This is a genomic window from Desulfobacterales bacterium (genome assembly GCA_028704555.1).
In the GTDB taxonomy this organism is placed as follows: domain Bacteria; phylum Desulfobacterota; class Desulfobacteria; order Desulfobacterales; family JAQWFD01; genus JAQWFD01.
In genome coordinates this window covers 1-12,090 of record JAQWFD010000006.1, presented here as the reverse complement: position 1 = coordinate 12,090, position 12,090 = coordinate 1, and the positions used below count along the sequence as shown (strand labels likewise).

Annotated in this window: 9 protein-coding genes; 4 read left to right on the top strand and 5 right to left on the bottom strand. The window is 56.7% G+C overall.

Annotated elements, in window-relative coordinates; genetic code table 11:
• Positions 1–57: 57 nt before the first annotated feature.
• From PHQ97_03780 to PHQ97_03765, 4 genes are all read right to left on the bottom strand, one after another.
• Positions 58–696, bottom strand: coding sequence for a TetR/AcrR family transcriptional regulator (locus tag PHQ97_03780; GenBank protein ID MDD4391854.1), 639 nt, complete (start codon positions 694–696; stop codon positions 58–60).
• Positions 697–1,165: 469 nt separating this feature from the next.
• On the bottom strand, positions 1,166–1,420 hold the full coding sequence (locus tag PHQ97_03775) for a helix-turn-helix domain-containing protein (GenBank protein ID MDD4391853.1): 255 nt from the start codon (positions 1,418–1,420) through the stop codon (positions 1,166–1,168).
• Positions 1,421–1,519: 99 nt separating this feature from the next.
• Positions 1,520–2,122: an SWIM zinc finger family protein gene (locus PHQ97_03770; protein ID MDD4391852.1), complete on the bottom strand. Its 603-nt coding sequence runs from the start codon at positions 2,120–2,122 to the stop codon at positions 1,520–1,522.
• Positions 2,123–2,133: 11 nt separating this feature from the next.
• Positions 2,134–4,845, bottom strand: a complete 2,712-nt coding sequence (locus PHQ97_03765; GenBank protein MDD4391851.1) for a DEAD/DEAH box helicase — start codon at positions 4,843–4,845, stop codon at positions 2,134–2,136.
• 327 nt (positions 4,846–5,172) lie between these two features.
• Between PHQ97_03765 and hlyD the strand changes: the two genes are divergently transcribed.
• Genes hlyD through PHQ97_03745 form a run of 4 tightly spaced genes read left to right on the top strand, consistent with a single transcriptional unit; the run spans position 5,173 to position 10,207 of the window.
• Entirely contained in the window at positions 5,173–6,213 is a 1,041-nt protein-coding gene (hlyD, locus tag PHQ97_03760) for a secretion protein HlyD (GenBank protein ID MDD4391850.1), read from the top strand.
• Positions 6,214–6,221: 8 nt separating this feature from the next.
• Positions 6,222–7,949 carry an ATP-binding cassette domain-containing protein gene (locus PHQ97_03755; GenBank protein MDD4391849.1) on the top strand — a complete coding sequence of 576 codons (1,728 nt, stop codon included), beginning with the start codon at positions 6,222–6,224 and terminating at the stop codon, positions 7,947–7,949.
• The gene (locus tag PHQ97_03750) at positions 7,946–9,094 is read left to right on the top strand and encodes an ABC transporter permease (GenBank protein MDD4391848.1); all 1,149 of its coding nucleotides are present in this window, start codon (positions 7,946–7,948) and stop codon (positions 9,092–9,094) included. The genes PHQ97_03755 and PHQ97_03750 overlap by 4 nt, the downstream gene beginning before the upstream one ends.
• 6 nt (positions 9,095–9,100) lie before the next feature.
• A complete protein-coding gene (locus PHQ97_03745; protein ID MDD4391847.1) occupies positions 9,101–10,207 on the top strand; it encodes an ABC transporter permease in 1,107 nt (368 codons plus the stop codon).
• A 130-nt stretch (positions 10,208–10,337) separates the two neighbouring features.
• Here PHQ97_03745 and PHQ97_03740 read toward each other — a convergent pair.
• The coding region (locus tag PHQ97_03740; GenBank protein MDD4391846.1) for a type I restriction endonuclease subunit R at positions 10,338–12,090 on the bottom strand (1,753 nt) is incomplete at its 5' end.

The window sequence follows — 12,090 nt, the reverse complement described above, 5'->3', positions numbered from 1 at the left end:
ACCGCCTGGTTTCACAAATCTGTATCAGATACAAGTCGTCGCTCAAAAGGAGTTCTGCTAGTCGCTCTCCCCCATGAGGGGCATCGCGTCGATATAGCACATCAGCATATCGACAATAATCCGCTTCCGCTCTTCTATAAACCGATTAAACGCCTCCGGTTCAGGATTGATGAATAATTGTTTGACCACCGGTTCGGCAATAAATGGAAACACACACATACTGACCAGATCCATAACAAAATGGGGAGCGGAAACGTGAGGATTCAGATCACGCAATTCCTGTTCAATGTGACGTATGACCTTGGTCGACAACAGTTCTCCCTTGGCAAAATACCCCGCCACTTTATCCGGGTCCCGGTTCAGTTCATTCATGATAAAATTAGACAAATACGGATTTTCTTTGAGCAAATCAAGGTATTCATTCACGAACCGGGGCAGTTTTTCCCTGAAGGAAATCGGCTGATTCAAAATTTCATTGGCCTTGGGGAAAAACCGAGCAAGCAGGTCCTGGAAAACAGCCCCGAAGAGTTTTTCCTTGCTCCTGAAATAGTAATGAAGCGCCGTTCGGCTGATTTTGGCTTCATCGGCAATATCCTGCATCACGGCACCATCCACCCCTTTTCGAACAAACACCCGTTTGGCAGCCGCCAGAATTCGCTGTTCAGTATCCGATCGACTATCAGGTGCTGTTGTCATTACAAACGCCCATGTTATTCTTTTATGTCTGACATTAGTGTCAAACTAATAAAACACTCAGTAATATCATCTTAATTCGCTTGTCAAGCATTTTAACAGAATTTGATATCCGGATAGCTGAACGGATTAATCCATTAACCGGGAAGCAGAAAAATCGTATGGCGTTCGGGTACGCATCCGTTTATATTCGGCCCTCCTGCAGAAATTTTGGGCTTGATCATAACTGCGGCCATATTTTGCTGTGCGTAGCCTCTGAGTTCCGCCCGTTGCCGGCGTACGACATGGCGCGATCCGGGGAAAAGATGTCGGGGCACGCCGCGCCAACCGGTTATTATGCTGCCGCTCCCGGCCCGCTATCATCGAAAATGAAGCCTTATCCCGAAACCTCATCCAATTCTCAACTGAAAACCGTATAATCATTTTTCTCGATTTCTATCCGAAATTTTATACCCCAATGTCCCCCAGCCACTTACTTCTTCCGCTTCTCCCGCTGCAATTTTTCCAGAGCAGCCAGGGGGCGGGCCTGGAGTTTGAGCGGGCCGGGAGCGGTTTCCCAGCGGTAGACGCTGGCGGCGGTTACACCGAGACGTTGACCGAATTTCTCGGCAGACAGGCCCAGCTTTTTGCGCAGCCGGGCAATGGATTTTCCGGTAGGCGGCGTTGGAATGGACTTGCCCAAAGACCGGGGCGATGCGGCGCTGGCTGCCGGCGCTTCCGGAGCCATCTCCATGTCCAGATCGATCCCGAAGATATCGCCGAGCTGATCATCGGAAAGGCTGTCTCCGGATAGATCTGCGGCGGCACCTTGCAGGATGATGTCGGCTTAGATCAATTCCTGGGCATCGACCCCCCGCAGCAGAAACAGGAGCTCCGGCTGGCTGTCGAGCCGGCTGCCCACGCCGTAGAGCACGGCCGCCACATGCTTGCACATCACCGCCCAGTCCGGGCAGCTGCAGTCAAATTGGATCTCTCCCGGCTGGGGAAACAGGCCGGTTTTACGGTCGGTTACCACGCCCATGACCTGGTCTGAGAGTTTGCCCTGAAGCAGTTCAAGCATGGAGCCGATCTGACCGGCGCACTGTTTTTGGATGGATTCCCATATAGCGGGTTTCAGCTTCTGAATGCTGATGCTCACGTTATACAGCGAAGAGCCGCTGACAATGGCCTCGATGCAACCGGGCCCGATCTCGAGATGGCAGACCGAACCGTTCCGGACATAGGTGCGCCCGCGCGGCAGACGGTTTGCATAGTCGGAAAACGATTCGAGATGATCGCACCATCCCTTTCCCCAGAAACTTCGGGCAATGGTTCTTCCCTCGATTTCCACGGGCTGGATGTGTTTTCCCTTTTTACAGAGTTTTTTCATCTGATTGCGGGCCTTGGCCCGTCGTTCCGCCACCGGCACATATCTGCCCCAGAATCCCATAAACTGTTTCCTTATACTGTTGCGCGGGTCACGTCGAGACGGACCAGTTGTATCAGTTCCTCATCGGATAATTCCGTCAGGTTCACCTCGCTTCCGCCCGAGAGAATCTGCTCTGCCAATTGCCGTTTTTCCGAAATCATCGCATCGATCCGTTCCTCGATGGTTCCCCGGGTGATGAATTTATGGACCATCACGTTACGTTTCTGACCGATACGAAAGGCCCGGTCAGTGGCCTGATTTTCCACGGCCGGATTCCACCAGCGGTCAAAATGAATGACATGCGAGGCAGCCGTCAGGTTCAGGCCGGTTCCGCCGGCCTTGAGCGACAGGATAAAAAACGGCGGGCCGTCATCGTCCTGAAACTGATCGACAATGGCCTTTCGCTGTTTGATGCCGGTGCCCCCGTGCAGCACCAGACCGCTGCGTCCAAAAACCCCTGCCAGATGTGCTGCCAGTGGTTCGATGATTTCACGAAACTGGGTAAATATCAGCACTTTTTCCTGACGGTCGGCCAGTTCCTCACAGATTTCGGCAATCCGCAGAAACTTTCCGCTGTGATCCGGCCGGTACTCGCCATCCCCGGACAGCTGGCTGGGATGGTTGCAGATCTGCTTCAGGCGCATCAGCGACTGCAGCACCAGCCCGCGCCGCGCCATGCCATCGGAAGCCTCGAGCGCGCGTTTCATGGCCTGAACGGTCTTCTCATAGAGCTGAACCTGTGGTCGGGTCAGGCTGCAGTAACGCGGAGTTTCCGTTTTTTCCGGCAGGTCTGAAATCACCGAACGGTCTGTTTTCAAGCGACGCAAAATGTACGGCCCGACCAATTGACGCAGCGGCGCGAACGGATTGTCCTTTCGCATCTGAAGCCCCTTGATAAAGGACTTGAACACGGCTGCCGACCCCAGAAGACCGGGATTGAGAAAATCAAACAGCGACCACAGGTCCCCCAGACGGTTTTCCACCGGCGTTCCGGTCAGGGCGATGCGTGCGCGGGCGGAAAGTTTCTTCACGGACCGGCTCTGGCGCGAAGCGGAATTCTTGATTGCCTGGGCTTCGTCGAGAATCACCAGCTGCCAGTTCACCTGAGCGAGCCACTCCAGCCGGGCCACCATCGAGTAGGTCGTCACCACCAGATCCACGTCAGCCAGCAAGGTCTCAGGCGATTCAGCCATCGCTTCCAGTGTCTTACGGTCTGTTTCGGCCGGGTGCGCAAAGACCAGCTTGAGCGAAGGAGCAAAGCGCGTGGCCTCATTTCGCCAGTTGCCCAGCAGGGATGCGGGAATCACCAGCAGGGCGGCCGATCGTCGTCCGGATTTACGCTTCGACTCGCTTTCCAGCAAGGCCAGCACCTGAAGGGTTTTTCCCAGGCCCATGTCGTCGGCCAGACACGCGCCCAGCCCCAGCTGCGTCAAAAAGCCCAGCCAGGCCAGCCCCTCCCGCTGATACGGCCGAAGCACGGCCTGCAACCGGTCTCCGGCATCCACCGGCATAAGCTTCGACGGATCGCGAAGCCCTGCCAGCACCTCCCGCATGGCATCACCGGCTTTTACATGCACCCAGGGCCTCTCGGCATCGACCTGATCCTCGTGCGTCAAGTCCGCAGAAGCGCCTGCCAGCAGCCGCATGCCTTCGACAAACGATATCTGATTACCCTCGGCCTGCTTTCGAAGCGAGTCCCAGTGATCGATGGCCGCTTTTAATTTTTCCCGATCCACCTCGACCCACTGGCCCTTTAGAAACACCAGGCCCTCTTCACTGTTGAGCAGAGCGGCCAGTTCCCCGGCTGACAGCGTCTCGTCTCCCAGGGCCATCTTCACGTCAAAATCCAGCACGGCGGCTGCGCCCAGCCCTGCTTTTTTCTGCGCCCCGATGGTGACCGACACCTGCGGCCTTGGACGCTTTTTCCACCAGTTGGGCAGCCGGACCGTCAGGCCGCTGTCTTCCAGTGCCGGAACGCTTTGCAAAAACCGGTAGGCGCGGCCTACTGGCCATGCCATGGGGCGGTAAATATCCCGGGTTTCAATGAGATTTTTCACCCACGGGCAGGCCCCGGCCGCCTGCTGAACCGGAGAAAGCAGTTTAATCAGCGCCGGACGGTTTTTCGCCCCGGCATACTGCTCGAGCGCCTTTCGCAGCGGCAGGTGTTTCAGCTGCCCGGCGGCGCCGAACCCGGCCGCATAGGTCGCCATGAACGCAAAGGGCCTCGCCGCATCGTTTTTATTTTCCGCCAGATGAAAACACACGCTGCCGACCTGATGCCATCTGGGCGCCCGTGCCTGTAAAAATGCCTCCAGGCTCCCCGCTGCCGCCACCCTCTCGTGAACCCAGCCGTCCAGAGCGTTCCAGATATTCTGCAGCACCTCAACGGAAAGATACTCACCCCCCTGCATGGGCGGTGCCGTCAGAATCCGGCTCAGACACTCGGCCGTTTCCAGTCCCCGGACCTCAAAATTCTCCTGAGACGCCGAAATATGGCACAACCGGGTCAGATAGCACGCGCCCACATCCTGCCAGAACCGCAGGGCAGGGCATTCCGCCACGCGAATTTTTTCTGCCGCCAGAGTAAAGAGTCCCTCTCGCCAGTCGGCCTGAAATACGGGTTGCCACGCAGACAGCCCCTGGCCTTCAATAACGCCTTCGGTATGTTCCCAGCACAGACGCCCGGTCGGCGTCAGCCGGATGTCCGGGGCCTGTGATCCTGTATCTGTCCTGTCAATTTTCATATATTGCGTCATTTCAATTTTTGAGTAAAAATATCCACACGATGGACTCGATCATAACTTCGGCCATAGTTCCAGCGTGTGGCCGGGCGGAGCCCACGACAACGTGGCCGGAATTATGATCAAGCCCCATACGAGCAAACATCTGCCGCTGAAGCGGTCATGTCTTTTTTAAAGATTTATCAACCGCCTGTCGAGCGTTTTCTTAAAATCCGACAGACGGCCACAGGTAAAAGCAATTGATTTAATCGTTCGTTTAAAATATATTTTCGTCATTTCAGCACCCGTTTCCTTCAATCGATAAAAATGCCGGACAGAAAGACTGACGTCATGAAAAAAATCATCATGCCCATCGTTCTCGGTATCGCAATTGCCGGCGGCATTGCGGGGTACCGGTCCTGGACCCGAAATCACATGCCGGCAGAAAATAGCCTCCTTGAACTCTACGGAAACGTGGATATCCGAAAGGTGGACCTTGGATTCCGCGTACCGGGGAAAATTACCGAAGTTTCCATCGAAGAAGGTGAACGGGTAGCCCCGGACGATCTTATCGCTGTGCTCGACAGCGCGCCCTATGATGAAGAAATGGATCTGGCCGTTGCCGTAAAAAACCAATCCGCGGCCGAGCTGGAGCGACTGAAAAACGGACCGCGACCCCAGGAAATCCGGCAGGCCACCGCACGGGTTGAAGAGCTGAAAGCCAGCCTGAAAAACCTTCGACAGGAATACGATCGCATCAAGACGCTGGTTTCAGATGGCGCCACCTCCCGGCAATCATTTGACGATATCTCGGCCCGCCGCGACGAGGCGCACGCACGGCTCAACAGTGCTGAAGCGCAACTGGCCCTGGCGCTGGAGGGATCACGCAGGGAAGACATCGCCGCCGCTCGCGCCCGTCTTGAAGCATCGGCTGCAACGATCCAGCGGGCGCAACGGCAACTGGCCGATACCCGGCTCACGGCGCCTGCCGGCGGCATTCTTCTGACCCGCGCCAAAGAGCCCGGATCGATCGTGGCCGCGGGGCAGACAGTCGCCGTTGTATCGTTGACCGATCCGGTATGGGTGCGGGCCTATGTGGCTGAACCGGATCTGGGCCACATCTGGCCGGGCATGCCGGCCGAAATCATCACCGATACCCGGCCGGATACACCCTATCAAGGCCATGTGGGATTCATATCACCGGAAGCCGAGTTCACCCCGAAAAACGTGGAAACGCCCCGGCTCCGGACCGATCTGGTCTATCGGTTCCGGGTGGTTGCCGACAACCCGGACCAGGGATTGCGTCAGGGCATGCCGGTGACCGTCCGAATCGATACGTCGGCAACCCCGCCACCTGTCCGTAACACAGCATCTTCCGAAACCGCAGAGTGATCTCGGGCATGATCGCCATAGACCATATGACAAAATCGTTCAAAGGAGCAGCCCGTCCGGCACTCGACGATATTCATGCGGTCATTCGACCCGGCATCATCACCGGCCTCGCAGGCCCGGACGGGTCGGGCAAAACCACGTTAATGAGGCTTCTCGCCGGGCTGCTGGCAGCCGACCGGGGAACCATCACGGTCGACGGGCTGGATGCCGTCAAAGATACCGCCTCGCTTCATCAAATCCTCGGCTACATGCCCCAGCGGTTCGGACTTTATGAAGACCTTTCCGTTCTGGAAAATCTGAGGTTGTATGCGGACCTGCGGGGCGTTGCCGGAAAAGACCGCGAAAAAACGTTTAAACGGCTCCTGAACTTCACCGGGCTGGAACCGTTCACCTCCCGGCTGGCCCACCGCCTCTCCGGCGGCATGAAGCAGAAACTGGGCCTGGCATGTACGCTGATCAAAACACCGAAGGTGCTCCTGCTCGATGAACCCAGTGTCGGCGTCGATCCCATCAGCCGCCGCGAATTGTGGCGCATGGTGCGTGAACTCGTAGACGAAGACATCGCCGTGCTCTGGAGCACCTCGTACCTGGACGAGGCCGAACAGTCCGATGAGGTGCTGCTCCTGAACGAAGGCCGGTTGCTGTTCGATGGAAACCCGGCAGACCTGACCGGACGGGTCGCAGGACGGGTGATCCGGATCGAGGGCCTCCCCGAAGAAACAAAACGACAGGTTCTGGCCAATTGCCTGCGAAGGCCGGACATCATAGACGGCGTGGTCCAGGGGCGCGCCCTGCGCCTGGTTATGAAACCGAAGGCGCCCCTGCCGTCTGCCGACCAGTTGAATGCGGGGCCCCATGCGACAGTTGTCCCTGTCTCCCCCCGATTTGAAGATGCGTTTATCGATATTTTAGGCGGCGGTCCCGGAGGCGATTCCCAGCTGGCAGATCAGACGGTACCCATTCAGGACGACGGAAAGCCTGTGGTCGAAGCCCACGGGCTGACCAAACGGTTCGGATCATTTACCGCGGTCCGGGACAACACCTTTTCAATCCGGCGAGGTGAAATATTCGGTCTGCTCGGTCCCAACGGCGCGGGCAAAAGCACCACCTTTAAAATGATGTGCGGTCTGCTCAAGCCCACAGAGGGAGACAGTTTCGTAGCCGGCGTGAACCTGCGGCATTCACCCGGAAAAGCCCGGTCCCGACTGGGATACATGGCGCAGAAATTTTCACTCTACGGCAACCTGACCGTCAGACAGAATCTGAATTTTTTTTCAGGCGTTTACGGCCTCAAAGGCCGAAAGCAGCAAGAGACCATCGGACGCATGATCGAGGCGTTTGATCTGGGCACGTATACTTCTGCCGGCGCATCTGAGCTGCCGCTCGGCTTCAAACAGCGACTGGCCCTGGCCTGCGCCGTGATGCACGCTCCGGACGTGCTGTTTCTGGACGAGCCCACCTCCGGGGTCGATCCGATCACCCGCCGCGAATTCTGGACCCACATCAACGGTCTGGTGGAAAAAGGCGTCACAGTCCTGGTGACGACCCATTTCATGGATGAAGCCGAGTACTGCGACCGCATCGGACTCATTTTCCGGGGAGAAAAAATTGCCGAGGGGTCTCCGGATGAATTGAAAAAAATCGCATGCTCCGAATCATTGCCGGACCCCACGCTGGAGGATGCCTTTATCGAACTGGTCAGACGCTCTGAGCTTATGGAAAGCGAGGGTACATGAAACCGTCTGCTTCCCGTGCGCATGCGGGCAGAATCCGCCGGCTGAAAGCCCTGATCATCAAGGAAAGCCTGCAGGTGGTGCGCGACCCGAGCTGCATTCTGATCGCCTTTGTGCTGCCGCTGATATTTTTGTTTCTGTTCGGCTACGGCGTATCCCTGGATGCTCAAAACATCCGGATCGGCATCGCCCTTGAGGATAGCAGCCCGGAGGCGCACAATCTGGCATCCTCATTTATTGCATCGCGATTCTTCGATACCCGTATTGCCCGGAACCGGCGCGAGCTGGAACCGGACCTGGTCAGCGGCCGGCTCAGAGGCGTCGTGGTCATCCCCCAGAATTTTACCCGGCTGTTAAAGGCAAAGGAATCGATCGCCCCGATCCAGCTGCTGACCGACGGCAGTGAATGCAACACAGCCAATTACGTGGAAAACTACGCCCGGGGCGCCCTTGCATCATGGCTGAGTCAGCAGGGTCTGACCTCGGCTGCGTCAACGAACCCGCCCGTGGAACTGATCTCCCGGGTGTTTTATAACCCGTCACTCAACAGCCGCAACTCGCTTGTGCCCGGGTCCCTGGCCGTGATCATGGCCATCATCGGAACGCTTCTAACCGCTCTGATCGTCGCCCGTGAGTGGGAGCGCGGCACCATGGAGGCGCTGCTGGCCACCCCGCTGACTGCCGGGGAGATCATTATTGGAAAATTGGTGCCCTATTTCTGTCTGGGCATGGGCTCCATGGCCGTGTGTACGGCCATTGCGGTATTTTTACTCGATGTTCCGCTCAGGGGCTCTTTTGCGGCCCTTGCCATAGTTTCAGCCGCGTTCATGCTGACCGCACTGGGGCAGGGCTTTTTGATTTCCACCCTGTCCAGAAATCAGTTTATCGCCTCTCAGATCTCGATTATTTCCGCTTTTCTACCGGCGTTCATCCTCTCGGGCTTTGTGTTTGAAATCGCCTCAATGCCATGGCTCTTGAGGCAGCTGACCCGTATCATCCCGGCACGCTATTTTGTCACCAGCCTCCAGACCCTTTTTCTGGCCGGCGATATCTGGCCCCTTCTGCTGCCGAACACGATCATTCTGCTGGTCATCGCGGCAGTTATGTTTGCCCTGACCCTGAAAAAAACCCACAACCGTCTGGAGTGACGTGTCATGTTTGTCCGCCTGAAATCGCTGATCAAAAAAGAATTTCTGGTCGCGCTGAGAGACCCCAAAGCCCGGATGGTGCTGATCGTTCCCCCGCTGATCCAGATCTTTGTATTCTCCTTTGCCATGACGCAGGAGGCCAGAAACGTTTCCCTGGGCGTTCTGAATCTTGATTCGGGCAGCGCCGGCTTTGAACTGGTTGAGCGGTTTCAAAGCGCCGTCACCTTCACGAAGATCCTGCGCCTTGACGGAAACGCTAATATTCGGCCCATACTCGATGAACAGCGGGCAACCGCCGTGCTGATCGTTCCCTCCGATTTTTCGGCTGATATCAGCTCCGGGCGCACTGGCCGGGTGCAGCTGCTGCTGGACGGGCGCAAAACCAACACCTCGCAGATCGTCCGGGGCTATGCCATGAAAATCGTTCAGCAATTTATCGATGATATGACACCGGACGACTACCAGAGCGCACCGGCGGCGATGATCACCCGCCACTGGTTCAACCCGAATCTGAATTTTAAGTGGTACACGGTCCCCAGCCTGGTCTGCGTGCTGGCCACCATCGTCGGCCTGATCCTCACATCGCTTTCAGTCTCGCGGGAGCGGGAAATGGGCACCTTTGAGCAGATTCTCGTCACCCCCCTGAGGCCGGTGGAAATTCTGATCGGAAAAGCCGTTCCCTCCCTGATCCTGGCCGCAGGGTCCGCCACCCTGCTGATTACCGTTGGCATTTTTGCCTTCCGCATCCCGTTTCAGGGGTCTCTGGCGCTTCTTTTCGGCGCACTGACAATTTTTCTCCTGTCGATCATCGGCATCGGGCTGTTCATCAGCGCCCTTTCCATGACCCAGCAGCAGGCCATCCTCGGCGTATTTGTCTTCATGCCCCCAGCCGTGCTCCTGTCCGGATTTGCCACCCCCATCGAAAACATGCCGGCCTGGCTCCAGACGGTCACCGCCGCCAATCCCCTCAGATGGTTTCTGGTCATTGTCCGCGGGATTTTTCTCAAAGATATGCCGGCAGCAGACGTGCTCTCAAACGCCTGGCCCCTGGCCGTCATCGCACTGGTTACCCTGGCCGCCGCCACCTGGCTGTTTCGGCACCGGATGGAATAGATGGGAAAATATTATCATTTATAAATTCAGAAAGATTCATGCACGACATTCCTATTCATTTTGTGGCTAACAGAATGACCACAAAGTCGAACCAGCCGTGCCACTGGTAAAACCCATTCACCATTTCATTTCAGTAATACTGCCGTATATATTCATAGGCTTTGTCGAAAAGGTCCTGGTCCTTAATCTGGTACTTCACGTAAATCACCTTACGCAACCCCTTCTGGACTTCGCGTTCCCCGGCCTTGGTGTTTTGCCAGCCGGGAAAGCGGACCAGCCGGACAATCTCGTCGATGTCGGTCACGATGCGTTCGACAATGGCGGGTGTTTTTTCGCCCTTCACCTCACTGAACAGTTCGGTCAGCGCCGTTTTGGCCTTTACCTGCTCATTCTCCGGTTCAACCTTGCGCTCGGCCTCCACGACTTCGCGGGCCAGTTCCAACAGTTGCTTGAGAAAGTCAAGGCTGTGCAGCAGCCCCTGCTCATGCTTCTCCTTGAGTTTTTCCAGGCGCTCGCCCAGTGCGATAAATTTGGGGTTGTCCATGTGCTTACGCAACCGGGCGATGAGTTTGATCTCGATCTCCCTGGACTTCTTGTCCGGATCCTTGGGGTCGAGCAATCCTTCGAGAACTTCAGCATCCATCACCAGGGTCTCGAGATCATCGCGAACAGTCTCCAGATGCACATTTTCATGGACCAGGGCGATGGTCTTGGCCCCAAGCGCGTGCCAGAGCAGTTTGCCGTTGCCGCTGGGCGGTTTCACCGATTCATAGACCTGAGTCAGCCACTTGTAGTCGGTCTCATAGGATCTCAGACAGGGGTCCGGAGACAGCGCTTCCCACAAACGAGAGAGCACCGAATATTCGGCAGCAAGCTTGTCCCGGGTTTCGTTATCCGGCAGGCAATCCTGCGCCGCGATCAATCCCTCATAGCCTCCGACGGTGCGGTCCACGCCCGGGAAAAACACAAGGCATCTGGCAACCTGACCCGGCAATTCCTTCTTCAGCTCATCCAGATTAGTGATGACCTTCTGCACAGCCTTCTCATCAAAATCAAGCGCCATGGCCACATCATCAAAGATGCCAAGATAGTCCACAATCAGCCCATGGGTCTTGCCAGAATAGACGCGATTGGTGCGGCAGATGGCCTGCAGAAGGCTGTGATCCTTCATGGGCTTGTCCAGGTACATTACCTGCAGGATGGGTGCGTCAAAGCCCGTCAGCAGCTTGGAGGTGACGATCAGGAATTTGAGCGGATCAATGGGGTCGCGGAAGCGATCGAGCAGCTTTTCCTCTTCATCCTTGGAGAGCTTCCACTCAGCATAGTCATCGGCTTTCCCGCCCTGAATGTGCATATCGATGGCGCTCGCCTCCGGGCCGATCAAGTCATCCATCGCTTTCTTGTAAAGCACGCAGCACTCCCGGTCGAAGGTGACCACCTGGGCCTTGAAACAGTTGGGCTCCACCTTTTTCTGATAGTGGTTCACGATGTGCCGGCAGATGGCCTGCACACGTTCCGGGGCCTTGATCAGCACCGCCATCCTGGCGGCCCGCCTGGCCAGATCATCGCGGTCCTGCTCGCTCAGATCTTCAGTAATCTGAGAATAGGCCTCGTCGATGGCATCCTTATCGATATGCAGTTTCACGTCCACCGCCTCGAAGTGCAGCGGCAGCGTCGCCTTGTCCCGGATGGATTCCTGAAACGAGTAGCGACTCATATAGCCCTGCTCATCCTCGTCCGCGCCAAAGGCCCAGAAGGTATTGCGGTCGCGTTTGTTGATGGGTGTGCCGGTCAGACCGAAGAGAAATGCGTTGGGCAATGCCTCCCGCATCTTCCGTCCGAGGTTGCCTTCCTGGGTGCGGTGCGCCTCGTCCACCATCACG

Coding starts and splice junctions, on each gene's coding strand:
- PHQ97_03745 (MDD4391847.1), top strand. CDS start 9,101: ATGTTTGTCCGCCTGAAATCGCTGATCAAAAAAGAATTTCTGGTCGCG.
- PHQ97_03780 (MDD4391854.1), bottom strand. CDS start 696: ATGACAACAGCACCTGATAGTCGATCGGATACTGAACAGCGAATTCTG.
- PHQ97_03770 (MDD4391852.1), bottom strand. CDS start 2,122: ATGGGATTCTGGGGCAGATATGTGCCGGTGGCGGAACGACGGGCCAAG.
- PHQ97_03775 (MDD4391853.1), bottom strand. CDS start 1,420: ATGGCTCCGGAAGCGCCGGCAGCCAGCGCCGCATCGCCCCGGTCTTTG.
- PHQ97_03765 (MDD4391851.1), bottom strand. CDS start 4,845: ATGAAAATTGACAGGACAGATACAGGATCACAGGCCCCGGACATCCGG.
- PHQ97_03755 (MDD4391849.1), top strand. CDS start 6,222: ATGATCGCCATAGACCATATGACAAAATCGTTCAAAGGAGCAGCCCGT.
- PHQ97_03750 (MDD4391848.1), top strand. CDS start 7,946: ATGAAACCGTCTGCTTCCCGTGCGCATGCGGGCAGAATCCGCCGGCTG.
- hlyD (MDD4391850.1), top strand. CDS start 5,173: ATGAAAAAAATCATCATGCCCATCGTTCTCGGTATCGCAATTGCCGGC.